This window comes from Streptomyces sp. NPDC087422 (assembly GCF_044744145.1).
Classification (GTDB): Bacteria; Actinomycetota; Actinomycetes; order Streptomycetales; family Streptomycetaceae; genus Actinacidiphila.
On record NZ_JBIUXT010000004.1, the window covers coordinates 229,206 to 254,608 of the forward strand.

The 25,403-nt window shown below is 74.4% G+C and carries 22 protein-coding genes; 8 read left to right on the forward strand and 14 right to left on the reverse strand.

The genetic code is table 11. The features are described from left to right. Positions 1-18: 18 nt before the first annotated feature. The 4 genes from ACIO6U_RS14435 to ACIO6U_RS14450 form a co-directional block, all read right to left on the reverse strand. Positions 19-4,794 carry an FtsK/SpoIIIE domain-containing protein gene (locus ACIO6U_RS14435; RefSeq protein WP_401718866.1) on the reverse strand — a complete coding sequence of 1,592 codons (4,776 nt, stop codon included), beginning with the start codon at positions 4,792-4,794 and terminating at the stop codon, positions 19-21. A gap of 58 nt (positions 4,795-4,852) precedes the next feature. After that, positions 4,853-6,277: a hypothetical protein gene (locus ACIO6U_RS14440; protein WP_401718869.1), complete on the reverse strand. Its 1,425-nt coding sequence runs from the start codon at positions 6,275-6,277 to the stop codon at positions 4,853-4,855. Further along, the gene (locus ACIO6U_RS14445; protein ID WP_401308476.1) at positions 6,274-6,873 is read right to left on the reverse strand and encodes a sigma-70 family RNA polymerase sigma factor; all 600 of its coding nucleotides are present in this window, start codon (positions 6,871-6,873) and stop codon (positions 6,274-6,276) included. Before ACIO6U_RS14445 ends, ACIO6U_RS14440 begins: the two co-directional genes overlap by 4 nt. A 317-nt stretch (positions 6,874-7,190) precedes the next feature. Further along, positions 7,191-8,036 carry a helix-turn-helix domain-containing protein gene (locus ACIO6U_RS14450; RefSeq protein WP_401718872.1) on the reverse strand — a complete coding sequence of 282 codons (846 nt, stop codon included), beginning with the start codon at positions 8,034-8,036 and terminating at the stop codon, positions 7,191-7,193. Between the two features lie 193 nt (positions 8,037-8,229). On the opposite strand from ACIO6U_RS14450, the gene ACIO6U_RS14455 reads away from it, so the two are divergent. Continuing rightward, positions 8,230-8,985: an SDR family oxidoreductase gene (locus ACIO6U_RS14455; protein ID WP_401718875.1), complete on the forward strand. Its 756-nt coding sequence runs from the start codon at positions 8,230-8,232 to the stop codon at positions 8,983-8,985. A gap of 115 nt (positions 8,986-9,100) precedes the next feature. On the opposite strand, the gene ACIO6U_RS14460 is transcribed toward ACIO6U_RS14455, so the two are convergent. Beyond that, on the reverse strand, positions 9,101-9,262 hold the full coding sequence (locus tag ACIO6U_RS14460; protein WP_355341778.1) for a hypothetical protein: 162 nt from the start codon (positions 9,260-9,262) through the stop codon (positions 9,101-9,103). 227 nt (positions 9,263-9,489) lie between these two features. Further along, the gene (locus tag ACIO6U_RS14465) at positions 9,490-11,055 is read right to left on the reverse strand and encodes a PP2C family protein-serine/threonine phosphatase (RefSeq protein ID WP_401718878.1); all 1,566 of its coding nucleotides are present in this window, start codon (positions 11,053-11,055) and stop codon (positions 9,490-9,492) included. A 159-nt stretch (positions 11,056-11,214) separates the two neighbouring features. On the opposite strand from ACIO6U_RS14465, the gene ACIO6U_RS14470 reads away from it, so the two are divergent. The 3 genes from ACIO6U_RS14470 to ACIO6U_RS14480 all read left to right on the forward strand — a co-directional run bounded on the left by ACIO6U_RS14470 (position 11,215) and on the right by ACIO6U_RS14480 (position 13,092). Continuing rightward, positions 11,215-11,955, forward strand: coding sequence for an SAM-dependent methyltransferase (locus tag ACIO6U_RS14470; protein ID WP_391163267.1), 741 nt, complete (start codon positions 11,215-11,217; stop codon positions 11,953-11,955). Between the two features lie 121 nt (positions 11,956-12,076). Next, positions 12,077-12,604, forward strand: a complete 528-nt coding sequence (locus ACIO6U_RS14475) for an NUDIX hydrolase family protein (RefSeq protein WP_355341772.1) — start codon at positions 12,077-12,079, stop codon at positions 12,602-12,604. Between the two features lie 71 nt (positions 12,605-12,675). After that, positions 12,676-13,092 carry a hypothetical protein gene (locus ACIO6U_RS14480; protein WP_391163094.1) on the forward strand — a complete coding sequence of 139 codons (417 nt, stop codon included), beginning with the start codon at positions 12,676-12,678 and terminating at the stop codon, positions 13,090-13,092. A gap of 410 nt (positions 13,093-13,502) precedes the next feature. Here the strand turns inward: ACIO6U_RS14480 and ACIO6U_RS14485 are convergent, their stop codons facing one another. From ACIO6U_RS14485 to ACIO6U_RS14495, 3 genes are all read right to left on the reverse strand, one after another. Next, on the reverse strand, positions 13,503-14,363 hold the full coding sequence (locus tag ACIO6U_RS14485; protein WP_401718881.1) for an aminoglycoside adenylyltransferase domain-containing protein: 861 nt from the start codon (positions 14,361-14,363) through the stop codon (positions 13,503-13,505). 126 nt (positions 14,364-14,489) lie between these two features. Then, complete coding sequence (locus ACIO6U_RS14490; RefSeq protein ID WP_401718884.1) at positions 14,490-15,050, reverse strand: GNAT family N-acetyltransferase; 561 nt, start codon at positions 15,048-15,050, stop codon at positions 14,490-14,492. A 133-nt stretch (positions 15,051-15,183) separates the two neighbouring features. Further along, positions 15,184-16,182, reverse strand: a complete 999-nt coding sequence (locus ACIO6U_RS14495; RefSeq protein ID WP_391045944.1) for a hypothetical protein — start codon at positions 16,180-16,182, stop codon at positions 15,184-15,186. A gap of 550 nt (positions 16,183-16,732) precedes the next feature. On the opposite strand from ACIO6U_RS14495, the gene ACIO6U_RS14500 reads away from it, so the two are divergent. Continuing rightward, entirely contained in the window at positions 16,733-17,608 is an 876-nt protein-coding gene (locus ACIO6U_RS14500) for an alpha/beta fold hydrolase (protein ID WP_401308498.1), read from the forward strand. Positions 17,609-17,634: 26 nt separating this feature from the next. Here ACIO6U_RS14500 and ACIO6U_RS14505 read toward each other — a convergent pair whose 3' ends face one another. Beyond that, entirely contained in the window at positions 17,635-18,510 is an 876-nt protein-coding gene (locus ACIO6U_RS14505) for an SDR family oxidoreductase (RefSeq protein WP_401718888.1), read from the reverse strand. Between the two features lie 190 nt (positions 18,511-18,700). On the opposite strand from ACIO6U_RS14505, the gene ACIO6U_RS14510 reads away from it, so the two are divergent. Further along, entirely contained in the window at positions 18,701-19,420 is a 720-nt protein-coding gene (locus ACIO6U_RS14510) for a TetR/AcrR family transcriptional regulator (protein WP_401718891.1), read from the forward strand. A gap of 78 nt (positions 19,421-19,498) precedes the next feature. On the opposite strand, the gene ACIO6U_RS14515 is transcribed toward ACIO6U_RS14510, so the two are convergent. Then, positions 19,499-19,954: a hypothetical protein gene (locus tag ACIO6U_RS14515; protein WP_401718894.1), complete on the reverse strand. Its 456-nt coding sequence runs from the start codon at positions 19,952-19,954 to the stop codon at positions 19,499-19,501. Between the two features lie 100 nt (positions 19,955-20,054). On the opposite strand from ACIO6U_RS14515, the gene ACIO6U_RS14520 reads away from it, so the two are divergent. Both ACIO6U_RS14520 and ACIO6U_RS14525 read left to right on the forward strand, forming a co-directional pair. Continuing rightward, entirely contained in the window at positions 20,055-20,477 is a 423-nt protein-coding gene (locus ACIO6U_RS14520) for a MerR family transcriptional regulator (protein ID WP_401718897.1), read from the forward strand. A gap of 470 nt (positions 20,478-20,947) precedes the next feature. Beyond that, positions 20,948-23,164, forward strand: a complete 2,217-nt coding sequence (locus tag ACIO6U_RS14525) for a protein kinase (protein ID WP_401718900.1) — start codon at positions 20,948-20,950, stop codon at positions 23,162-23,164. Positions 23,165-23,337: 173 nt separating this feature from the next. Here ACIO6U_RS14525 and ACIO6U_RS14530 read toward each other — a convergent pair whose 3' ends face one another. The 3 genes from ACIO6U_RS14530 to ACIO6U_RS14540 form a co-directional block, all read right to left on the reverse strand. Beyond that, a complete protein-coding gene (locus ACIO6U_RS14530) occupies positions 23,338-23,973 on the reverse strand; it encodes a DUF1345 domain-containing protein (protein WP_391045963.1) in 636 nt (211 codons plus the stop codon). A 149-nt stretch (positions 23,974-24,122) separates the two neighbouring features. Further along, positions 24,123-24,416 carry a DUF1905 domain-containing protein gene (locus tag ACIO6U_RS14535; protein WP_355341469.1) on the reverse strand — a complete coding sequence of 98 codons (294 nt, stop codon included), beginning with the start codon at positions 24,414-24,416 and terminating at the stop codon, positions 24,123-24,125. Between the two features lie 79 nt (positions 24,417-24,495). Next, on the reverse strand, positions 24,496-25,320 hold the full coding sequence (locus tag ACIO6U_RS14540; RefSeq protein WP_355341769.1) for an ECF transporter S component: 825 nt from the start codon (positions 25,318-25,320) through the stop codon (positions 24,496-24,498). Positions 25,321-25,403 lie beyond the last annotated feature (83 nt).

Consider the following 25,403-nt stretch of genomic DNA (forward strand, 5'->3'; position numbering starts at 1 on the left):
GCCCGGCGCTTGTGCGTTTCAGGACGTCTTGAGCGTGGTGACCGGGACCTGCACGGTGAGCGCCGTGCCGCCGGGGCCCGAGGTCCAGGCGCGGCCCGCGCGGGCGTGCGACCGTACGGCGCTTATGGACAGCCGGGCGCCGATCAGGTCGCCGTCGGACATGTTGCGCGGGGCGAGGACCAGGCCGCGCCGGGACCGCTTGGCCGCGGTGAGCCAACTGCCCAGGCCCAGCGAGAGGGAGTCGGCGGGACCGGCGGCGAGCAGGCCGATGCCGCGTTCCCTTCCGGAGACCACGATGTCCTTGAGGATCTTCTCCGCGCCGCCCATCGCGACCAGGTCGGCGTCGTCCACGATGACCACGCGCGGTCCCGCCATCGCGTCCAGCGCCTCGCGCACGGCGTCGGCGGACGGGTCGGGCTCGGTCAGCAGCCGGACCTGCGGGTGCCGGGCGAGCGCCCGCAGCGGCGACTCGCGCGGGGTCAGCACCACCAGCGAGGTGCCGCCCGCGAGCAGCGAAACGGCCAGGCAGGCAAGGGTGTTGCTGCGTCCGGAGCCGGGCGGCCCGGCGACGAGGAAGGACGGCGCGCCCTGCGCGAAGTCCACGCCGACCGCGCCCGCGCCGTCGCCGCCGACGCCCAGCAGGCCCCACATCGGGCGGCGCAGATTGGCGGGCACCTTCTCGTAGACCTCGGAGAAGTCGGCCACCGCGGGCAGCGGGGCGACCGGGAACGGGCGCCGGTCGGCGGGGACGTTCACCGCGCGCCGGGTGGCCGCGGCGCCGATCCCGCGCAGCGCCTCGACCTGGCCCTGGCCGCTGTCGTCGGCGTCGAGGAGCGCGATCTGCGTCTCGGTGCGGCTGACGATGTGCCAGCCACGGCCGTCGGGGACGGACGCGGGGACCTGGCTGGGCAGCATGCCGATGAGGTTGTAGTCGCTGCGGTCGGCCTGCCGCAGCAGCAGCTTGTGGTCGTTGTGGGCGGCGATCCGGCCCGCGATCAGGGAGCGTTCCGAGGTGGCGACGACGTGGATGCCCGCGGCCGCGCCCTCGCGCAGCAGGCGGGTGATGTCGCCGAGCAGCCGCCCGTTGTCGTAGTCGTCGATCAGCGGGGACAGCGCGTCCCAGCCGTCCACGAGCAGCAGGATGTGCGCGGGCCGTTCCGCCTCCGGCAGCAGGTCGCGCAGTTCGTTGAGCCCGGAACAGCTCCGCGCCGAGCACGCCTCCTGACGTTCGGTCAACTCCCGTACCAGGCGGCCGAGGAGGCGCTCCAGGTGCTCGAAGTCGTGCCGGGACACCACGGCTCCGCAGTGCGGCAGCGCGGCCACGGCGGCCAGTCCGCCGCCCGCCGCGTCGATCCCGTAGATGTGCAGGTCGCTGAGGCGGGCGGTGCGCGCGGCGGAACCCGCGATGGTGCGCAGCGCCTGGGTGCGGCCCGAGCGCGGGGCGCCGATCACGTAGAGGTGCCCGAAGGTGGCCAGGTCCACGGTGGCGACCCGGCGTTCCTGGAGCTGCGGGATGTCCTCCAGGGCGTACGGGAACGGCGGCGGGAGCGTCTTCAGGCCGGTGGCGCCGGGGCGTTCGACCGCGGGCAGCTCCTCCAGCAGCACCTTCGGCTCCAGTGCGGGCAGCCACGGGCTGGGCTGCGGCTCGTAGTCGTCGAGCAGGTCGGCGGCCTCGCGCAGCGCCGCCACCAGGACCTGGAGGTCGGTGGGCGCGAGCGGCCCCTGCTCCTGCGGGGTGTCGTCGTCGCCCGCGGGCGGGGCGGCGGGGCGGCCGAGCCGGGTCCAGGACAGTTCCGCGGCGTGGACCTTGGGCCGGGCGAGCGCGGGGCGCGGCCGGCCGTCCGGGTCCTCGCTCTCCTCGGCGGGGCGTTCCGCACCGACCCACGCGGACTGGAACGGGACGGCAGAGCGGTGTCCGTAGCGGACCAGCGCGCGTCCCGGGGTGCTCGGCGAGATGTGCACGGCGTCGCCGGTGTCGATGATGTCCTGGCTCTCGACCATGTCGGTGACGCGCAGCGCGATCCGCAGGTTGGTGTTGGCCTTGATGTCCGCGGTGACCGCGCCCGCCGGGCGCTGCGTGGCGAGGATGAGGTGGATGCCGAGCGACCGGCCGCGCTGGGCGATGCTGATCAGCCCGGTGACGAAGTCCGGCACCTCGCGCACCAGCGTGGCGAATTCGTCGATGACCAGCAACAGCCTCGGCAGCGGCGGGAGTTGCGGGCCGGTGGCGGAGGCAGCGGCGGCGGCGCGCTTAGCCCGGTACTCGGGGTGGTCCTTGGCGTCGTGCTCGGCCAGGATCCGTTCCCTGCGCCGCAGTTCGGCGGCGAGCGAGTCCAGGGCGCGCTGGACGAGGTGCGCGTCGAGGTCGGTGACCATGCCGAGGGTGTGCGGCAGGTTGGCGCACTCGCGGAAGGCGCTGCCGCCCTTGTAGTCGACCAGTACGAAGGTGAGTTCGTCGGGGCGGTTGCCCGCGGCGAGGGAGGCGACGAAGGACTGGAGGAGTTCGGACTTGCCGGATCCGGTGGTCCCGGCGACCAGGCCGTGCGGCCCGTCGCGTACCAGGTCCAGCGACATCGGCCCGTCGTATCCGGTGCCCAGTACGAAGGTGGTGGTCGCCGGGCGCCTGGTCCAGCGGTCCACCAGCGCCCGCGCGTCCGGGGGTTCCTGGCCGAGCAGGTCCAGCAGCCGTACCTCGTCGGGCAGTCCGCTGTCGTTGTCCGGGCTGACGTCGCGCAGCGGCGCGAGCGCCCTGGCCACCCGCTCGCACCAGGCGGAGGCGACCAGATCGGGCCGTACGCCGGTGACTTCGGGCAGTCCGGTCCTGCGGACCGTCAGACCGGTGCCGGAGACGGTGACGACCGCGCCGCACTCCTCGGGCAGCAGCCGTTCCTGCTCGTCGAGGCAGAGGCTGAAGACACGGACCGGCGGACCCTCGGTGAGGATCTGCACCATGCCCGGCACGTCGCGCAACTGCCGTGCGCTGTCCGCGATCACGAGGATGTCGGGCGCGGTGAACATCGCGCGTCCGATGGACGAGCCGAGCGCCCGCTGCCGTGCCTGGATCTGCGAGACCAGTTCCGAGACGCGGTTGGCGACGCTCTCCGGGTCGTTGCCGATGGCCACGACCGGGCCGTTGGGCGAGTACGGCCGCAGGTGCGGCAGCCATCGCACCCAGCCCCACTCCTGTGCGCGGGACGGTTCGGTGAGCACGACGATCCGCAGGTCGCGCGGACTGTGCAGAACCGCGGACTGGGCCACGCACCAGCGGGCCAGCGCCTGGACGGGCGCGGCGGTGCCCGCGACGCCGACGACGCCGAGTTCGGTGATCTCCACGCCGATCGGGATGTCGGGCAGATTCCAGCGCACGGTGCGGTGGTTCTCGTCCTGCGCCGGGTCCTCGATCGCCTTCACCGACGGCATGTCGACGGTGCCGACCCGCAGCACGAGGTGGTCGGGGTCGCGGCGGCGGCGTTCCCACAGCCGGCTGCCGGGTCCGGTGGCGATCAGGCCGAGGGCCGCCGGGTCGGGTCCGGTGTCGCAGCGCACCCAGCGCTCGCGTACGACGGCCGCGCGGATCTCCCGCTCCACCACGCGGCGCCGGGCCCGGTAGCGGCGGCGCGACTCCACGTGCGTCTTGTGGTTGTTGCGGCGGCCCATCACCCAGTTGGAGATCGCCATCAGCGGCGTGAAGAGGATGAACACCAGGTAGAAGTACGAGTGGAAGATGCCGACCATGACCAGGCCGAGCACGACCGGCGCGAACATCATCAGCAGCGGGAACGGCACGCGGACGCGCTGTCCCGGCGGGGACGGCAGGCGCAGCGACTCGGCGTCCAGGTGCGGCGCGATGCGCGGCGGCCGGTTGAAGTCGACGCCGATGCCGTCGGCGGAGTCGGCGACCGCGGCGTCCGCCTCCACGGGGGCGACCATGCGCAGCAGCGTCGTGCCGACGGCCAGGTCGACGTCCACCGGCCACGCGGTGCGGTGGTCGGCCTCGCGGCGGGCGGTGGTGTCGGCCTGCGCGGGCGTACGGGCCGCGACGGTACGGGGGTCGGCGGCCGGTCCGCGCGCCGCCTTCCGCGCGGCCCGCGCCGCCTTCTCCGCCTCGTCCACGGCGCGCGCCGCGTCCATCCGCTCCTCGGGTGTGGTCCGGTCGGGCGCGGTGCCGGTCAGCGGGTCGACGTCGGAGGGCGGGACGGGGACGCAGAGCCGTACGGAGCCGCCGTCGATCCGGTCCTCGGCGCGCTCGCGGTGCCAGTACGCGCTGCCGTCCGCGGCGATCGTCACCCACAGCCCGTACTCGGGCGCGTCGGCGCCGCGGACCCGGATCGCGCAGCGGGCATCCGTGCCGATCTCGTAACTGCCTTGCGCGAGCTGCCAACTGCGGCCCGCGCCGGGGCCCGAGACGCTGTGCACCTCGGCGAGCACGGGTTCGCCGGGCGCGGGCTGGACGCGGCCCGCGAGCGGGTCGGGGTCGGGCGGGGTGCCGCCGACGCCGAGGACGCTGCCCTCGCGGATGCCGCTGTCGCGGATCGGGGCCTCGGGGGCGAGCGGTGCGGCGCCGAGGTGGAGGGCGGGGCCCGCGTCGGGGTCCGCCGGGCCGTCGGGGCGTGCCGGGTCCGCCGCGGGCGCGCCGGGGCGGCCCGCGGTGGCGGGTGTGCCGTCGGCCCGGACGCCCAGCGCCTCGGCCAGGTCGCCCACGGTGCAGCCGTCGGGGAGTTCCAGCAGGTGGTCGCGGTGCACGGCGCCCGCCGTGGTGCCGACGGCGTCGACGGTGGTGAGAGTCAGCTTCACGATGTCCAACCGGGGTGGTGGGGGCGGCCGGGGGCGGCGGTCAACGGTCGGTCGGCGGTCAGTCGCCGCGCGGGGCGGGCGCGGTGGTCACGGCTCCCGAGCCCACGGACTCGGCGTCGGGTGTCCCGGCTCCGCCCGCGGACTCACCGGCGGCGGGTCCGGTGCGGGCGCGTCCCCCTGGCGGGGTCGCGCCGGATCCGGGCCCGGCGGCGGCCGACGCCGAGACGCCGACCGGGCCCGACTCGGCTTCGCCGCCGCTGCGTTGACGGGACGTCACCTGGGCGTGGCCGACGCCCCGCGCGAATTCTGTGGACGGTGCGCTCGCGGCGGATACCGCGGAGACGCCCACCGGGCCCGGCTCCTCGGCCCGCTCGACGTGCGCGTGCGGTGCCGGGGCGCGGACGGGCGCGGCCAGCGGCGGCGGTTCGTACGGCGGCAGCGACCCGATCGCGGCGGCCACCGCGCGCGGCACGGAGGTCGCCCGGACCCGCAGCGGTGTGCCGTGCACGGTGAGCAGTCCGTCGCGGTCCACGTCCAGCAGCCGGGCGCGGCCGTGCGTCCTGCCGTACGCCAGCACGCGCGGTCCCGCGGCGCCCGCGAGGTCGGCGGCGGCGTCGGGGAGCGGGCCCTGGCAGACCACGAAGGCGGGGCCTTCGTGGGTGTCGCTCCACCGGGCGGCGTCGCGCAGCGCCTGGGCGACGGGCGGCCCCGCGTGCCGGGGGTGCACGCCGTCGGCGACGGTGACGGCGCCGGGCGGCAGCCGCCGGTCGAGCTGGGCGGCGAGCGCGTGGACGAGCGGGCGCGCGACGCGTTCGTCACCGTCCAGCGAGGTGACCGGCGCGCCCGAGGCGAGGTCGAGGAAGACCGCGCGGTCCCCCTCGACGCCGACGGCAGCGATCAGTACGGGCGGTGCGACCGGCCCCTGCTCCCAGCCGGCGCCGTCCCCGAGGGCCAACCGGCCCGCGAGTCCGGCGGGTTGGAGGTCGTGCCACTCCTCGTACGCGCTCCACCACACGCGCGGGTCGCGGTCGTCGGCGACCCACGGCGGCGGCGGTTCGGGGACGTCCCGGCCCGCGACGAGGACCCCGACGAGACCGGCGTCGGTCCCGTCGCCGACCAGCACGCCGTACGGGCGGCAGCGGTCGGGGGCGGCGGCGTGGGCGGCGCGCAGCGCGCGCTCCCCGGTCCGCCAGACGCCGGGGTCGTCCAACAGGCGTCCCAGTAGCCGGAGTTGGCGCCGGTAGCGGACCCACCCGCGCAGCGGCGCGGTGAAGGCGTTCGCGGTGAGGCGGCTCTCGCGGCGCACCCAGCGGCGCACCACGCGCCATCCGCCGATCCGGCGGACCGACCGGTTGGTGAAGACCAGCACAGCGATGACCAGGCCGAGGACGCCCAGCACCGTGCAGATGGCGCCCCGGTGGTCGGTGAACACCTGGAGGGGCCCGCCCGCCAGCTCGACGACGGCCGGTCGCGGACGGGTCATGCGGCCGTCTCCTCGTTCTCCAGCACACCCAGCTCGCGGCGCAGCGAGCGGATCGCGTGGTGGGTACGGGACTTGACGGTCCCGCGGGGTATCCCGAGGACGTCGGCGACCTCTTCGCTGCCGCGTCCGTAGATGTGCACGTGCACCAGTACCTCGTGGTGCGCGTAGGGCAGTCGCCGCATGGCCTGTTGCAGCCACCGCCGGTCCACCACGCGGTCGGCGAGGTCGTCCCAGTCGGCGGTGTCGGGGCGGACGTCGGCCGCACTGCCGACGGGTATCGCGCGGTCCTTGCGCCAGGTGTCGACGGCCAGATTGTGCGCGATCCTGAACAGCCAGGGCCTGATCGGCCGCTCCTGCCAGTCCAGTTGATCGGCCCTCAGCCACGCCCGCAGCAGGGTCTCCTGCACGACGTCCTCGGCGTGCCGCAGGTCGGGGGCGAGCAGCTTCGCCACGTACCGCAGCAGCGCCTCGCGTTCGCCGCGCAGCCGGGCGGCGGCCAGTTCACCACCCGCGACGGAAGGGCCGGTTAAGCCGCCCGCCTCGCCGGAGACCTCACCGCCTGACAGTGCGTCAGGAAGATCCTGTGTCGGTTTCACCACAGTTCCCTTTCTGCCTGCCAGCTCTCCCGATCACAGTAGGCGGCCGGTCGTCACCGTCCGAGAACCCCTGATGAACACCGCGCAACAACCACATGACTCCCATGCGAATCAGCTGCCCCGGCGCTAGCGGCCCGCCGAACGCCCTCTGAGCTGGGAGGAGTTCGCGGGCAGCCGAGACCCGTGCGGTCCGTGCGAAGGGGACGCCGCCGCCGTGCCGAGGGCGTCCGCGCGCCCTGCCGCGCCCCGCGCTCTACCGCACCCCGCGCCCTGCCGCGCCCCGCCCTACCGCACCCCGCGCTCTGCCGCGCCCCGCCCTACCGCGCCGACATGTCCTGCGTGCCGATGACCGAGAGCAGCTGCAGTTGCTCCGCGCCCTCGGTGCCGGGGGCGGCGCTGAACCAGAGCAGCCGCTGCCGGCCGTCCTCGCTGAACAGGCAGTGGCAGTCCAACTCGATGACGCCCAGCGACGGATGGACGATCCGCTTGTGGTCGGTGCGGCGGAAGGCCACGTCGTGGGCGTCCCACAGAGCGGCGAATTCCGCGCTCTCGCGGCGCAGATGGGCGACCATCCGCGCGACCTCGGTGTCCCGGCCGCGCTGGCCCGCGACCGCCTGGAGGTCGGAGACGAAGACCCGCGAGTGGTGCGGGTGGTCCTCGGGCGGGTAGATCCCGCGCGCCCGCGGATCGGTGAACCAGCGGAAGACGAAGCTGCGGGCGGGGCCGCGTACGGCGGGTGGACGGCCGAGGAGCGCGGCGGCCGGCTCGTTCTGCGCCAGCGTCTCGTGCAGGTCCGAGATGACCTGGGCGGGGGTGGTGGTCAGCCGGTCGAGCAGGCCCAGCAGCGCGGGCTGTACGGGGGCGGCCGAGCCGTGCGCGGAGGGGGGCACGGGCCGCTCGGCGAGGTGGAACAGGTGGTCGCGCTCGTCCGTGGTCAGCCGCAGCGCCCTGGCCAGCGCGGCCAGCGTCTGGGCCGAGGGCTGGGCGCCGCGGCCCCGCTCCAGCTCGGTGTAGTAGTCCGCGGAGAGCCCGGCGAGCTGGGCGACCTCCTCGCGGCGCAGCCCCGGCACCCGCCGCCGCGGCCCGGCGGGCAGCCCCACGGCGTCCGGCCGTATCCGGTCGCGCCGGGTCTTCAGGAACGCCGCCAGCTCGGGAAGATTCACCCCTCCATCGTCACTCGCCGCGCCCGGCGGGGCCAGGCCGCAGCCAGGGGACGGCAACCCCTGGGTGGGCTCAGCCCTGGCTGACCGCGTGGAAGCGGCCGACAGTGGGAAGCGGACCGGCCCCCGGCAGGACGTACGAACGCCGGGGCGGTCCGGCCGCCCGACCGCCTCCGTTTCCGTACAGGAGCCCCCCATGACGACCACCCCCGAAACCCCCTCCCGGCCGCGCGTCGCCGTCGTCACCGGCGGCTCACGCGGCATCGGCCGCCAGGTGGTGACCCGGCTGGCCGCCGACGGCCACGCCGTGGTGATCGGCTACGCGGGCAACCGCGGCCTGGCCGAGGCCGCCGTCGAGGAGGTGACCTCGGCCGGTGGCCAGGCGCTCGCCGTCCAGGCCGACATCGCCGACGAGACGGCCGCCGCGGCGCTCTTCGACGCCGCCGAGTCCGCGTACGGCGGTGTCGACGTCGTCGTGCACGCCGCCGGGCGCATGGCGCTGTCGACCGTGGCCGAGCTGGACCTGGCCGAGCTGGACGCGATGCACCGCACGAACATCCGCGGCACCTTCGTCGTCGCCCAGCAGGCCGCCCGCAGGGTGCGCCCCGGCGGCGCCGTGGTCACCTTCTCCACGTCCGTGCTGGGCCTGTCCTTCCCCGGATACGCCGGTTACGCCGCCAGCAAGGGCGCGGTCGAGGCGGTGACGCTGATCCTCGCCCGCGAGCTGCGCGGCCGGGACGTCACCGTCAACGCGGTGGCGCCAGGCCCCACCGCGACCGACCTGTTCCTCGACGGCAAGGACGAGGAGACCGTCGCCCGCCTGGCCGCCCAGCCCCCGCTGGAGCGGCTCGGCACCCCCGCCGACATCGCCGAGGTCGTCGCCTTCCTCGCCTCCCCGGCCGGTCACTGGGTCAACGGCCAGGTCGTCCGCGCCAACGGCGGCATCGTCTGACCGGCCCCTTCGAGCGGGCGTCGCGCGCGGCCGTACGGCCTCGGGCCCCGGCGACCAGGGCTGTCGCGGACGGCCGCGCCTACACACACACGGCCGTACGACCTCGGGCGCGCGGTCAGCCGATGACCGGGCCCGAGGCGACGCGGCCGTCGCCGCCGCGGTTCAGCCACGCCGAGATCTCGCCGCCCGCGCCGATCAGGATGGAGTCGGTCTTGCCGTCGCCGTCGAAGTCGGCGCAGCGGACGTGGCTCGCGTCGGCCGTCCGTCCCGTGGCGATCTGGCCGAGCGGGGCCGTGGAGACACCCGCCGGTGCGCGACGGCGCGCCGGGCGCCACCGGGCGCTTCGCGCAAAGCACGCGCCCGCGCGCCTTTCCCGCTGTCAGGCCGCCGTGTCAGCCCGCCGTGTCAGCCCGCTGGCACGACCGCCGGAAGCGCCTCACGGAATCCGGCCGCGCGCCAGGCACCGTCAGGCGGACGCCCCTTCACGACAAGCGCGCCCGCGGCCTATCCCGGTGTCAGCGCTGCCAGCAGGACCGTGCGGTCGTCCGTGGTGGCGTCGGCGGGCGGGTCGCGGAGGAGGGTGTCGCAGAGGGACTGCAACTGCTCCTGGCCGACGTCGACTTCGGCCAGTGCGGCGGCCTCGGCGGCGGCGCGGGCGGTGGCGCCGCCAACGGAGCCCGTACCGGGGCCGGTTGGGGCGCGGTCCGCACCGTCGGCACCGATGACCGGGCCGCCCGGCGCCCGTTCGCCTATGCCGTGGTCGAGGGAGCGGGCGAGCCGGGCGATACCGGCGTCGATGTCGGAGCAGCGGCTCTCGATCAGGCCGTCGCTGTAGAGCAGCAGGAGCGTGGGCTGGTGGATCTCCAGCACCGAGGGCTCGGCGCTCCAGGCGCTGAGCCCCAGCGGCAGTCCGGCACCGAGCGGGACGGGGCGGGCGGCCTCGCCCGGTGCGCGGATCAGCGGCGGCGGGTGGCCCGCGCCAACGACGGTGCAGGTGTGCTGTTCCGCGTCCCACTCGGCGTACACACAGGTGGCGAAGGAGGCGTCGGGGGTGTCGGCGGCGAGGGCGTCGAGCCGGTGCAGCAGTTCACGCGGATCGGTGTCCAGCGCGGCCAATGTCCGCGCGGCGGTGCGCAGTTGGATCATCGCGACGGCGGCTTCCGGGCCGTGTCCCATGGCGTCGCCAACGATCAGGCCGACCCGGCCGCCGGGCCTGGGCAGGACGTCGAACCAGTCGCCGCCGATGATGTCGTGCGGGCCCGCGGGCCGGTAGTCGTGGGCGACGCGGCAGCCCTCGAAGGTCCGGTCGGTGTCGGGCAGCATGCTCCTGCGGATGGCCAGCGCGGTACGGCGCTCGTGCTCGTATCGGCGGGCGTTGTCCAGGGCGACCCCGGCCCGCGCGGCCAGCGACTCGACGCCCGCCATGTCCTCCAGGCCGAACGGCGGCAGGTGCGGGCCGCGGGTGCAGGCGATGAAGCCGATCACGGCGCTCTGGAGGCGTATGGGGACCACGAGGAAGGACGCGGTGCGTAACAGGTCGTGGATGCGGGCGTCGCCGCGTCCCGAGGCGGCGAGCCGGTCGAAGGTGTGGGTGTCGACCGCGTCGAGCAGTTGGGCGTGGCCGGTGGCGAGCGCGCGGGCGTACGGGGTCTGGCGCGGGAAGACCAGCACCTCGTCGATCGGCAGGACGCCTTCGATGCTCTCGGCCGCCGCCGCGCCCATCCGCAGCGCCAGCCGCCTGGCCTCGATCTGCGGCGGATCGGCGGACGTCCCCGCGCTCTCGTCGACGAGCCAGCGCTCCAGCAGATAGACGGAGGCGGCGTCGCAGAATCCGGGCGCCATCGCGTGGACGACATGGTTTCCGGTCATATGCAGATCGAGCGCGGAACCGATGACATCGGCCGCTGGACCGACCGCCAGCCGCCCGCGGCGCGGGGGCGGCGGCTTCTCGCGGAACGCGGAAGCGGCCCCCGGCGCGTCCTCGAGGGCGCTGTCCTCGGGCTGTTCGTGCGCTTCGTGTCGCAGGGTCGTGCCTTCCGCCGAGCCGTTGCGGCGGGCGGCCGAAACCACCCGGTGGAGACGTACGCACCCCGCAGCGCCCCGTCACCAGGATTCTATGATGACCGTTCAAGACGCGGCCGTCGAAAGGGACTTGTGGTGAGCGGACGCAAAGATGTCCCGGAGGGCGTGGATCCGGCCAAGGCGAGCGTGGCGCGGATCTACGACGCGATGCTCGGCGGGGAGCACAATTTCGCCATAGACCGGGAGGCGTTGGCCGCTTTCACCGCCATCGACCCGCAGGTGCGGGCGCTGGCGCGGGCGAACCGGGCCTTCCTGGGCCGGGCGGTGCGCTATCTGGTCGACGCGGGCGTCCGGCAGTTCGTCGATCTGGGCTCCGGCATCCCCACGCAGGGCAACGTCCACGAGGTCGCGCAGTCGATCGCGCCGGGCACGCGGGTGATCTACGTGGACAACGATCCGGTGGCCGTCGCGCACAGCGCGTCGCTGCTCGCGGACAATCCGGACGCCGACATCGTGAGCGCGGACATCCGGCGGCCCGACGACGTACTGAACTCGCCGCAGCTACGGAAGCTGATCGACTTCAACCAGCCGGTCGCCGTCCTGATGATCACGATCCTGCACTTCATCACGCACGCGGAGGACCCCGAGGGGCTGGTCGCCGCCTACCGCGACGGGCTGCCCGAGGGGAGCTGGCTCGCGCTGAGCCACGCGACCGACCAGGACCGCCCCGGCACCGCCGCCGCCGTCGGCCAGCTCTACCGGTCGAAGGCCACCTCTCCGGTCACCGCCCGCTCCCACGACCAGATCGCCGCGCTCTTCACCGGCTTCGACCTGGTCCCGCCGGGACTGGTCTACGTCCCGCTGTGGCGCCCCGATCCGGCCGACGAAATCCCGGACAATCCCTCGGAGTTCTGGGTCTACGCGGGCGTGGGCCGCAAGAGCGGCTAGAGCGGCGGATCGCGGCGGGGCCGGGAACCGCGCAGGTCCGGACAGCGGACCGCGCGGGTCCGGTTCGGCTCCCGGGCCTGTGCGCGGGCGGGTGGCGACGTACGATCAGCGGATGGCTGACATGACCGAAACCACGCCCGGCTGGCTGGCTCCCGACGAACTGGAGCTGACGCGCGCACGTATGCCGATCCTGTATGTCGACGCCGTGCCGGTGCGGGTGGACGACAGCGGGGAAGTCACCCACATCGGGCTGCTGCTGCGCATCGGGCCCGACGGGACGATCAGCCGCACGCTGGTGTCGGGCCGGGTGCTGCACCACGAGCGGGTCCGCGACGCGCTGCTGCGGCATCTGGAGAAGGACCTCGGCCCGGTGGCGCTGCCCCGGATCCCGGCCTCCCCGCAGCCGTTCACCGTCGCCGAGTACTTCCCGACCGAGGGGGTCACCGCGTACCACGACCCCCGGCAGCACGCGGTGTCCCTCGCCTACGTCGTACCGGTCGCGGGCGACTGCCGCCCGCGCCAGGACGCGCTCGACCTGGTGTGGTTCACCCCGCAGGAGGCGTCCTCGCCGCAGCTCCAGCAGGAGATGCCGGGCGGTCGCGGTGTCCTGCTCCGGCAGGCCCTGGCGAGCGTCGGCTGCCTGTCCTGACGGTCCGGTCCCGGCCCGCCGCCCTGTCATCTGTCAGGAGCGGCGGGCCGTTCCCCTTTCCTACGGTGCTGGTGGCGGCCTCGAAGGGCCGGTTCCGCGAGGAGAGGGAGAGCGACATGGGCAAGGTCATGCGGGGCGTGGCGGCGCTGGCACTTTCGGTGGCGGCCGTCGGCACGGTCGGCGCGGTGCGGGCCGACGCGGCGGGCGGCACGGTCCACGGCTGCCCGTACGGCGCCGTCTGCGTCTACCCGAACGACACGGACTGGGGCAACGACCACCCCAGCTTCGTGTACTGGAGCTACGGCGCCCACAACCTGAGCAATCAGTACGGGTGGCACGACGTGCTCAACAACCAGTCCGGGGGCGCCCGGGCGAGGCTGTGGACGGGCTACAACGGCACCGGCCAGGTCGTCGACGACCTGGTGGCGGGCGGCGCCTGGCACTACGACCTCGGCCCGGTCAACTCCATCACCCTGGACCGCCCCTGACAGTCCGTCAATTTGCTGACCTGGCCGGCCGGGCACGTTCAAAGTCCGCACCAGCCGGTCGAAGTCGGTGTACGCAGTCCGCGCACCGGAGACCGTGCCGGACATCGCACCGGAGGCCGTACGGGACGTCGTATCGGCGGCTGTGCCCGTCGCGTACGTGTCGGTGTACGGGTGCGACCGGCCGCTGGCCGCCGCTTGGCCCTGTGCTTGCGCCAGCGCCTGGGGGGCCACGGCGCCGAGGTAGGAGCGGGCCCGCGCCTGCCGCTTCTGACAGGTGACAGGGGTCGCCTGTACGGCGGCAGGGCGCGGCACGGGCCAATGGCCGGTCGTGCCGGGATTCCGGGTCGTGACGGCCCCCCGGAGGGGGCGGGGGGGGCGACCGCTGGACGGCTGCTCGGCGGCGGCGGTCCTCAGAGCCGGTCGGCGTCCGCGATCACTTCCATGACGAACGCGCCGGTCAGCCGGAGCCGCCGCGCCCGGTCGGCGAGGTCCGGGTCGCGGGCGAGCCCGGCCGGAAGCGGCTCCGCGCGGCGGTGGGCGAGGGCCGTACGGATCAGCGGGTGCCAGCGCGGCGCGAAGGTGTCCAGGGCGTACTCCCCCGCGCCCTCCTTGGAGACGATGTCCCCGGTGGCGACCGTGCGGTGCAGCCGGGACACCCCGAGCGCGCCCCAGGTGGTGAGTGAACGTCCCGCCGAGCGCGCCGCGACCAGCGGCTTGCCGGGCGTCTTCCCGGCCAGCGCCTTCTCGGCCCAGGAGTGCCAGTAGCCGTGCAGATTTTCCAGATTCCACGCGCGCAGGCGTTCCGGTTCCGGGTCGAGCCCGAGGGCGCCGGGGGCCGGGCCGCGCAGCGGGATGCCGCGTTCGCGCAGCACCTTCCACACCACAGGGTTGACGTCGAAGGCACGGCCGCGCGCGAAGGAGTTCCCGGTGTGCGAGGCCAGCGGGCGGATGGCCGTCACCGGTCGGCGGAGGTCGGCGGCCGACACGTAGACCGCGTTCACCGTGCCGGGGACCGTCACCCGCGCCCGCAGCAGCGCCCGTACGACGGGGGTGGCGTTGCCGACCGGGTGCAGCACCCGCAGCCGCCGGAGGTCCCCCGCCGTGAAGCCGCCGTCCACCGCCGCGACGACGTCGATGTCGCTGCCGCCCGCGCGCCACGCCCCGAGCGCGGCCGAGCCGACCACGTAGAAGTGGGTGATCCGGCCCGGCAGCAGCCGGTCGGCGGCGGACAGATAGCGGCGAGTGAGGCGGGCGGCGTCGGGATGGAGCATTCGGGGAGTCTGCCACGGGCGCCCCGGGGCCGCGGTGCGCTGCCGGCCCGGCGTCCGGTACGAGGACGGCGGGCGGGCGGGCGGTCAGCAGGCGGTCGGTCAGCGGGCGGTCGATCGGTCGGTCGGTCAGCGGGCGTCCCGCCCGGCGGCGCGCCACTCCGGTGCGAGGATCGACCAGACCTCGGCGTCCTGCCGTACGCCCCGGTAGAGGTAGGTGGCGCGCAGCAGCCCTTCGCGGGTCATGCCGAGCCGCTTGGCGACGTTGACGCTCGGCGTGTTCTTGGGCGACACCATCCACTCCACGCGGTGGATACCGCGTTCGTACACCGCCCAGTCGATGATGACGCGGGCCGCCCGGGTGACCAACCCCCGTCCGGCGGCGGCCGGTTCGAGCCAGCAGCCCACCTCGCAGTTGCCAGCCGCCGCGTCGAAGACCTTGAACAGGACACCGCCGACGAGCAGTCCGTCGAGCCAGATGCCGTAGAGGCGGCCCGCGTCGGTAGCCGTCTTGTCGGCGTACGACTGGAGCCAGTTCCGCGCCGAGTCCAGGTCGGCGGTGGCGTCGGCCAGGCCGATGTGCTGTCCGACGTACTCGCGCCCGCGGTCCATGTGGGCCAGGAACTCCTCGGCCCGCCACGGCTCCAGCGGGCGCAGCTCGGCGTCGTCTCCCAGGGAAATCGCGAACATCTCGTCCTCCACGTCGGCATCGCACAGCGGCGCCGCTCCACGGCACGCGCCCCCGCAGACCTACCGCAAAGGGAGCCGCCGCGACCAGCGGTTTTCGCCCGGCGCGGGTCCGTACCCCTTCGGACGTACGGGGTCAGCGGTCGGCGCGGGCGCGCCAGGCGAGGAACGGGACCAGGGGCGACTGGCCGTCCAGGTAGATCCAGGGCATCTCGGTGGCCCGGTCCCCGAGGACCTGGAACAGCGGACGCGCGAGGCGGAGGTCCCCGGCGAGCGCGAAGGTCATCGCGAAGGTGTTGAAGGCCAGCGGCCAGTCCCGGCGGCGTACGAAGTCCGGGTGGTAGACCGAGCGCGCGGCGGCCTCGTTGACGGCCCGGACCACGTCGGCGTCGGCCAGATACGGCGACTCCGCGTCGCCGCCGAGTGCCAGCCACTCCTCCAGGTGGGCCTGGGCGACGAGGTGGCCCATCGGGCTCCCGGCGGGGGCCGCCAGCATCGACTCGCGGGCGAAGGCGTGCGTCCGGGCCCACGAGCCGCCCCACTTCGGGCAGAGCTGCTGCACGTGCTGCCGGTGGGCGGCGACATGGCCGGGCGAGCGGCGGCAGGTCGCCGCGAAGCGGCGCTCCGCGACATCGGATCCGACGCCGAGACCGCGCCCGGTGATCTGGAGGAAGTACCAGGGCGCCGCCCAGGTCGGCTCGCGCTCGGCCGCCTCCAGCAGGTGGTCCTCGGCGACGGTCAGCCGGGCCCGGAAGAGCTCCCACTGCTCGTCCGACACGTATCGCGCCGCGAAACCCGTACGGGCGTGCCAGGCCCAGGCGACATGCCGGGCGCCGGAGACCAGCAGCGGCAGCGCGTCGTCCGGCTCGGCGGCGATCACGTCGCCGATCCACCGCTCCACCCCGGCGACGCTCTGCACGCCCTCCAGCAGGAAGGTCAGGTCCTCGCCGTCCGTCGCGGCGGCCAGTCGCGCGCGGATCAGCGGCCACTGCTCGACGCCCTCGCGCGCCGCCGCCCGGATCTCGGCGAGCCGCGCGTCACCGTAGGACAGGTCGATGCCGGGGACCCGCTTGCGGCGCAGCAGGAAGGTCTCCCCCTCCGCGCGGCGCACCCTCAAGAGGCTGGTCCAGGACATACGACGCAGAATACGCCGGGCGCCCGACCGTCGCCGGTCCGGTGGCCGCCTCCCGCCGGTCCGGTGGCCGCCTTTCGCCTGTACGTGGCCCGTCCCTCGCCGGTACGTCGCCGATCCGGTGGCCGCCCTCGCACGCTCCTCGCCCGGTGCGGCCCGCACGGCTCATCCGGCCCCTGGACGTACGGCGTCCCCGGCCGGTCCGGCACGACGCGGCTCCTGCCCGGGACGCGCGGACCGCGCCACCGGCGGATGCGTCCATTTCGGGGTCCAGGTGTCGGACGCCCGGCCGTCCGGCGCGGTGCCGCGCAGGTGGCGGCGCAGGACGGTCAGCGCTGGATGCGGGTTGTCGGCGCGCCAGACCAGCGAGTGCGGGTCCGTCGCGTGCCTGCTGGAACCGTGCCGCGTCGGCGACGGCGACGAAGGTGCGTACGGCGTCGAGATCCACGCCGACCGACGCTACTCGCGGGGTACGACGCTCCCGCTCCCCGGCGGACGGCCGCCGCCGGAACCCGGTTGCCCCCGTCCCGAGGCCGCTGCCACAGTCGTCGCCATGACCGCCGACTCCACCGCGACCGCCACGACCGCCACGAGTTCTTTCACCGCGCCCGACGGGACCCGGCTCGCCTACCACGCTCTCGGCGAGGGGCCGCCGCTGATCTGCCTGCCCGGAGGCCCGATGCAGGACAGCGCGTATCTCGGGGACCTCGGCGGTCTCGCCGCGCACCGGCGGTTGATCCTGCTGGACCCGCGGGGCACCGGCGGCTCGGCGGTCCCCCAGGACACCGGCTCCTACCGCTGCGACCGGCTCGTGGACGACGTGGAAGCCCTCCGCGTCCATCTGGGCCTTGACCGGGCGGATCTGCTCGGGCACTCCGCCGGTACGAATCTGGCCGTGCTGTACGTCGCCCGGCATCCCGAACGCGTCGGGCGGCTCGCGCTGATCACGCCGAGCGTCCGGGCGGTCGATGTCCCGGTCACCGGGGACACGCGGCGCGGGACGGCGCTGCTGCGCGAGGGCGAGCCGTGGTTCCCGGCCGCTTTCGCCGCGCTGGAGGCGGTCGTCGCGGGCAAGGGCGACGCCGGGACGTTCCGGGCCGTCGACCCCTTCTTCTACGGGCGTTGGGACGACGCGGCCCGCGCGCACCGGGACGCGGGCGAGGCGCGCAAGAACACGGAAGCCGGGGAGGTCTTCGGTTCCGAGGGCGCCTTCGACCCGGCCGCCACCCGCGCGGCCCTGGCGCGTTTCACCTCCCCCGTCCTCGTACTGGCCGGGGAGGTCGACCTCAACACCCCGCCCTCCGCCGCGGCCGAGGTCGCCGGTCTGTTCCCGCGCGCCGAGTCGGCCGTCCAGCCCGGCGCCGGTCACTTCCCCTGGCTCGACGACCCGGCGCGTTTCGTGTCGACCGTGGCGGCCTTCCTGCGCTGACGAGCACGCGGCCGAGAGGTCGGCCGTCAGGCAGCGGACGTGATCGCCTCGTCGAGTACTTCCCTGAACGGCGTCGGCGGGCGGCCGATCAAGGTGGCGAGCGCCGGGTCGACCGCGGTGAACTCGCCCTGCCTGCCGACCGCGAACATCCCGAGGAGGAGTTCCGCCTGCGCGGGTGAGGCGCCGTGCCCGACGAGGAGGTCCCGGTACTCGTCGTCGCCGATGACGACGCGCTTGACCGGGCGCCCGGACAGTTCGGCGGCGGTCTCCGCGACGTCGGCGAGATCGAGCGCTTCGGAGCCGGTGAGCGGCGCGGTCGGACCCGACGGGCGTACGGACCGGTCGTCGGCGGTCAGCACGCGCGCGGTGGCCTCGGCGAGGTCGGCGTGGGCCGTCCAGGAGATGGGGCCGTCCTCCGGCGCGGCCAGCTCGCCCGTGCGCACGGCGGCGCCGAGCAGCATGATCGCCGAGCTGGCGTAGTAGCCGTTGCGCAGGGAGGTCCACGGCACGCCCGAGTCGCGCAGCGCCGCCTCGGTGGCGGCGTGGTCGGGCATGGGCGCGAAGAGGGAGGTCGGGCTCGCGCCCATGTGGCTGGTGTAGAGGATGCGGCCGGCCCCGGCGGCCTTGGCTCCGTCGATCGCGGCGTGGTGCATGGCGAGGGCGGCCTCTCCGGTGACGTCGGCCGAGACGATCAGCACCTGCGCGGCGCCCTCGAAGGCGTGCGCGAGGGTCGCCGGGTCCGTGAAGTCGCCCCGCCGTACGCGGACGCCCTTCTCCGCCAGGTCCCGCGCCTTGTCGGGGTCGCGGACGCTGACGCCGATCTCCTCGGCGGGGACGCGGGTGAGCAGCCGGTCGACGACGGCCCGGCCGAGTTTTCCGGTGGCTCCGGTGACGATGATCATGAGGTGTCTCCAGGTGGGCGAGGGTTTGCGCGGCCTCGGCGCACGGGCGACGCGCGGTCGACAGATCGACATGCCGATAGGTGTCGCCGTGCCAGTGGCGGCACGAGCAGCATCGAATCACCGCTAACGACTCACACGCTATCACCGATAGTGAATCACCGCTAACGCGATTCCTGTTACCGTCGACACCATGAGCGTCGGAGACATCGCCCCTGAGGACGGTCCGCGCGAGCGCATCCTCGCCGCCACCGCCAAGCTGCTCGCCGAGGGCGGCCGGGAGGCCGTGTCGACCCGGGCGGTCGGCGCGGCGGCCGGAGTGCAGGCACCGACGATCTACCGGCTCTTCGGCGACAAGCAGGGCCTGCTCGACGCGGTCGCGGCCGACGGCTTCGCGGCCTACCTGGCCGGCAAGACGGACCTGGAACCCGGCGCGGACCCGGTGGCGGACCTGCGGACCGGCTGGGACCTGCACGTCGGCTTCGGCCTCGCCAACCCGGCGCTCTACCAGGTCATGTACGAGCGGACCAGGGGCTCGGTGCCGCCGACACCCGCCGAGGTCGCGGGCGTGGCGGTGCTGGCCGGGCACATCCGCCGGATCGCCGAGGCGGGCCGACTGCGCGTGAGCGAGGAACGCGCCTCGCTGCTCGTCCAGGCCGCGGGCCAGGGCATCACCAACACGCTGATCTCCCTGCCGCCCGACCGCCGCGACCCGGAACTGGCCGCCCTGGCCCGCGAAGCGGTCATCGCCGCGATCACCACCGACGCCCCGGCCGCCACCGACCCCGCCTCCGGTCCCGTCACCGCCGCCGTGGCCCTGCGCGCCGTCCTCCCCAGGACCTCCGCCCTCACCGCCACCGAACAAGCCCTCCTGCGCGACTGGCTCGACCGCATCGCCACCGCGAAGCCGTAGGCCGTAGGCCGTCCGCGCCCCGAAGGGCCGCCGTGGCTGGCGGCTGGCGGCTGGCGGCTGGCGGCTGGCGGCTGGCGATCAACCCAGCCCTGAGTGTTCCGGTCGGGCGGTCCGGTGGTCGACGGCGGGGCGCAGCCAGGGCGTGAGTTGGACGATTCCCCAGGTGGCCTCGGCGGCGAGGAACAGCCACAGGATCCGCGAGGCGCCTTGGGCCAGCGCGTACGCCATCCACGCGGAGAACAGGGTGCGCGCGACGCCGTCGAGCAGGCCGTGTTCGGGCAGGGTCCGTACGATGCGGAGGGCGGCCCAGACGACCACCACAGAGCCCATCAGATTCGCGAACAGGGTCTGCCACACGTCGAGTTCGGGCAGGACGCCCCAGCCGAGCGCGTCGCCCGCCGAGGACAGCGCGTCGTGCACCCGCGCGTAGGTCCACGGTGTGACGAACCCCACGGTGACCGCGAGGTCGTACCAGGCACTCGCGCGTACGACGCGGAGATAGGCGGGGCGTGCGGGGGCGTGGAAACGGATCATGGGGAGGCTCCGGCCGGTTGGGGGGCTCAGCGACGGCCTCACGCTAAACAGTGGAGTACGGTCCAAGGTCAAGCTCATCGGCCGAGGGGGGAGGCGCGGCATGCGTATCGGAGAGCTGGCCGCTCAGACCGGGATGACCAGGGACGCGATCCGGTTCTACGAGAAGGTCGGCCTCGTCACGGGCCGACGCCTCACCAACGGCTACCGCGACTTCCCGCCCGAGTCGGTGGCCTGGCTGCACTACGTCCGCACCGCGCAGGCGCTCGGATTCTCCCTGGCCGAAATCGCCAGGACCGGCGAGGAGTTGCGCGCGGCACCGGACCCCGCCGTAGCGCTCTCCGCGCTGTTCGAGGAGAAGATCCGCCTCCTCGACGCCCGCATGGCCGAACTCGCCACCCTGCGCGCCGAACTCACCGACCGCGTCGGCACAGGCTGCCCCCTCCGGGCGGTCGAACCGGACGGCGACGGTGCCACGCGCGTGACGGCCCGCCCTCTGGCTCACGCCATCCGGCCAGTCGTCTGAAGGACCGAGTGACACGGTGCCGGTGCCGGTGCCAGTGCCGATACGGCGGCAAGGGCCCAACCCGGCCGCGCCGAGCGCCTGTTCCGCGCCCGCGCCGCCGCCGCCCCGTGCGTACCGTCCGCATCGGGGGACACGCGTAGGGGGTGGATCGGCGAGGCATATGCCCCTGGCTGTCCGGCAAAGGGGGGTGCGGGGGCGGGATGAGGGCCGCCCCGATCTCCCCTTGGTGCCCGGCCACCAGTACCCTCTTGATCCTCACGGCACCTCCTCCACGGTTCCCGGGCGAACCCCGGTCCCCTGTCGGCGCCTTCGGCGCTCGGCCCTCCCGTGGAAAGGGCAGTTCGGGCGGACAGCCGTGACCCCCGGCAGATCGGCCCGGCTGGCGGTGGGAAATCCGAGTACGGAACAGGGCGTCGAGGTGCCGCGCACAGCGGCTCCTCCTCAAGGGGCAGCGCGAGGGGCGGAATCAGGTGGACGACGACAACGGCACGGGCATACCCGGCGAGGACGGCGCGACGGCCGGGGACGGCAAGCCGGCCGGACAGCGGCAGCCGGGCCCGAGGCCCATGGCCCGGGCGCGGAAGGCTGCGGCGCAGCCCCGTAAGCGCGCCCAGGCTCCCGCCCGGGCGGAAGCGGAGACGGCAGCGGAGACGCCAGCGGACACGGCAGGGGGCACGGAGGCGGTGGCGGACGCGCAGCCCGAGGGCGGCGCTCAGGAAGCCGCCGCGTCCGAGGCGGCGCCAAAGCCCGCGAAGCCCACGAAGGCCGCGCCGAAGCGCGCTGCCGCAAAGCCCGCCGAGAAGACCGCGGCTGCCGAAGTACCCGCCGCCGTAAGCAAGGTGACGGAGCCTCAGAAACAGCCCGAGGCCGCTCCCATGGCAGCCGCGGCGGCGAAGGCGGCACAGAAGCAGGCGGCAGAGGAGCCCGCCGTGAAGGCCGCCAAGAGCGCGAAGACGGCGGCCAAGGCACCGGCCGGGACTCCGGCGAAGGCACCCGCGAAGGCACCCGCGAAGACACCCGCGAGAACCGCGGCCAAGACGGCGCAGACACGGAAGACCGCGGCGGCGGCCCCGCCCGCGGGCGCGGCGAAGAAGGCGGCGGGGACCAGGCCCCCGGCGAAGGGGCGGAAGACGGCACCGGCCGCTTCGAAGGCGGTGCCGTCCCAGGCCGCAGCCGAGGCCCCGGAGCCCCAGGAGCCCGCGGCCGGGACGCCGACTCCGGTCAGCAGCACCGGACTTGTCGCCCTCCTCCAGGAGAAGGGCGCGCTCGCGCCCGAGGCGGCGCTCGTCGTCCTCAAGGGCTCGCTGGTCGCGCTCGCCGCAGCCCACGAGGCCGGTGGCGCCCACGGCGACATCGCGCCCGAGAACGTCCTGATCACCCCCGAAGGCACGGTCCAGCTCGCCGACGCCGAACCGGCGGCTCCCGCCCCGGATCAGGCGGAGGCGAACGCCGAGCCGGACGCCGTACCCCCCGGCACCCCTTACAGCGCCCCCGAGCGGTGGGCGGGCGCCCCGGCGACCGCGGCCTCCGACGTCTACGCGGCGACGGCCGTCTTCCACCAGAGCCTCACCGGCGCGCCGCCGTACGCGGGTGCCACGGCGGCGGAACTGGCGGCCCAGCACGCCGAGGCGCCGGTCCCGGCCGAGCAGGCTCCGGAGCCCGTACGGCCGCTGCTCGCACGCGGGTTGGCGAAGGACCCGGCGGAACGGCCGCAGAGCGCGGCCGAGTTCGCCGCCGAGGCCGAGACGGTCGCCGTCGCCGCCTACGGCGAGGACTGGGAGGAGCGCGGGCGCGGTGAACTCACCGCGCTGGTCGTCCTGTTGGCGGCGCCGTCCGGCGATGCGGCGGCGGAAGCGGCCCAGCAGCCGCAGGCCGCCGCCGTACCGGTCGCCGTGGCCGCGTCCGCCGCGTCCGGGGCTGGCGCGCCGCCCGTACCGCCCAAGCACGCGCCCCACCACGCCCCCGCTGGCGGCCCCGAGGCTCCCGCACCCCGCTTCAGCCGACGCGCGAAGGTCCTCGCCGTCGTCGCGGCGGCCGTGATCATCGCGGGCGCGGTGACCGTCACGGCGGTGGCGACCGGCAACAAGAGCGACGACACCCCCGTGGCGGGCCCGACGCCGACCGCCGTCACGTCGCTGACCGCCACGACGCCGACCACCGCGCCCGCCACCCCGTCCCCCACCGTCAGCCTGTCGGCGTCGCCCACGGTCAACGTCTCGCCGACCGGCACACCGACGACTGCGGTCACGCCCAGCAGGACCGTGTCGAGCACGCCCACCAGCACGCCGAGCACGCCGCCCACCACCGCGCCGACCACCCCTTCGGCCGACCCGACGACGACCGGGAAGCCCGTGGCCGGGCCGCACGTGGCGTCCATCGCCGTCACCGGCTTCGACTGCCCGACCGGCAAGCGCCGCACGGCGACCGCCACGGTGTACGTGACCTACGACGGCACCGAGGCGGGCACCTTGCACCTGACGTGGTGGCACAGCGCCACGGGCAAGCCGCAGGGCGCCGTCACGCTGGCCCGGCAGACCGCCCAGTTCCCCAAGGGCGCGCAGAGCTACACCTTCACGGACCGGTACACGTTCACCCCGGACCGCGATCACCCGTACGTCGGGCTGTCCGTCTCCAGCGACCCGGCCGCCGACTCCGGCAACGGCACCTACGGAGTGGGCTGCCGCTGACCCTCCAGCTGACCCTCCAGCACGTGTCCGGCACCGCGCGGAAGGCGTCGCGCGGTGCCGGGCACGTGTCAGTGCGGGCGTCAGGGCACCGCAGGTGTCAGGACAGTGCAGGGTCAGGACATTGCAGGCGTCAGGCAGGTATCAGGACAGGCGCCAGGGCAAGTGCCGTGCGCTCACCGCGTGAAGATTCCGGCGACGAGGTTGATGGCGGTCGCGAGAATGCTCGTACCGAACAGATACGACAGCAGTGTGTGCCGCAGGACGACCGCGCGGATCGTCGAACTGGAGACGTCGGTGTCGGAGACCTGGTAGGTCATGCCGAGGTTGTAGCTGAAGTAGAAGAAATCGCGGTAGGCCGGGGCCTCGTCCTCGGAGTTGAAATCGATCCCGCCCTCGGACTCCTCGTAATACAGATACGCGTACCGTGCCGCGTACATCAGATGCAGTGCGGCCCAGGCCATGAAGACGCCGATGAGCGCGGTCGCGGCGTGGGCGGTGTCGGAGTTGCCGAGCAGGAACACGACGATGCCGATGAGGCCGCAGAGCGCGACCGCGACGACCACGATCTCCTCGGCGAGCGGTCGCAGGTCCTCGCGCCGCGAATTGTGGCGGGTCGCGGCGGCGTCCATCGGCCACAGCACGCACCAGCCGACCACGACGAAGAACGACTCGGTGGCCGCGATGGCCGAGAGAATTCCCAGCGGCGTGTCGGTCGACGACCCCACGCACGCCCCGACCACCGCCCCGAAGGCGACCGAACCGGCAAGGCGCGGAGCCGCGGACGGCGAAAACCGGATACTCGTACTCACAGGCCGTAACGCTAGTGGTTCACCGCTGTCGGCACGGCAATGGCCGCGCAAAAGTGCCGTACCGGATCGGCGCCGGGGAATCGGCCCGGGGATTCGGTCCGGGGAATCGGTCCGGGGATTCGGCGGGATTCGGCACGGGATCGCCTTCCCTACGTGTCGAGGCGGACGGTCATCTCCACCGTCACGTCGTCCCCCTCGGAAAGCCCCTCCGGTTTGCGCACGGCGTTCTTGAGCGGCAGCAGATAGCCGCCGTCCTTGGGAAAGAGCGAGGTCGCGAAATCGGTGCCGCCGATCCGGGCCAGCACCGGGATCACCCCCCACCCGTACGAGGCCGTCGTCGCCACCTCGCGGATGTCCGCGGACTCCTCCTCCGGCACGGGCACGAAGTAGTACGGCGCCGGTCCGCGCCACTCCACGACCCGCCCCGCGAACACCAGCTCCACGCCCCCAGCCCCTTCTCCCACGTCCTACGTCCCGCGTCCCGCGCGTCCGTCGGGGACAGCCAGGCTAGACCAGTACGGGTTACGTCTCGTCCGCGCCCGCGCCCGGAGCGGACCCAGCGGGCGGAGGGGGCGGGGCGGGCGGGGCGAAGTGGATGGGGGCGGTGAAGTTGGCGCGGCGGGCGGCGCGGCGGAAGGTGATGAGGGCGGCGGGGCCGGCCAGCAGGATGGCGACGAAGTTGGTGACCGCGCGGCCGGTGTCCCAGCCGAGGGAGGTCGCCACGTCGAAGGCCAGGTAGCGGTGCCACTGCTCGGTGAAGGGCAGGCCCGGCAGGTAGGCGATGGAGCTGCCGGGGTCGAGCGAGAAGGGCCAGAAGGAGAGGTTGAGCAGGAAGCCGAAGAGGTAGCCGGACGCCGAGCCGTAGGCCGCGAGCATCAGGATCTCGGCCCTGCCGCGGGCGCGCGGGAGGAGCCCGGCGAGCATCCCGACGAAGGCGCAGCCGAACATCTGGTACGGCATCCAGGGCCCGACACCGCCGGTGAGCAGCGCGGACGCGAAGAGGGACGTGCAGCCGAGGGTGAAGCCGAAGCCGGGGCCGAAGACGCGGCCCGCGAGCACGAGGACGAAGAAGACGGTCTCGATGCCCGCGGTGCCCGCGCCGAGCGGGCGCAGGGCGGCGTTGACGGCGGACAGCACGCCGAGCATGGCCAGGGCCTTGGCGTCGATGCCGCCGTCGGCGATCTGGGCGAAGACCACGGCCAGTACGAGGATCAGCAGGACGCCGAAGATCAGCGGCGGCGCGTAGGAGGTGCCGAAGCGGCCGGGGGCGACGACGAAGGGCCAGAAGAAGGCGACCAGGCCGATGAAGGCGGCCAGGACGATGGTGACGACGGCCGTCGCGTGCATCCGGACGGCGGTGGTACGGCCCGTCCAACGCCCGGCCGCGCCCTTGCCGTTGCCCGCGCCCCCGCTCGTGTCCGTGGCGCCCG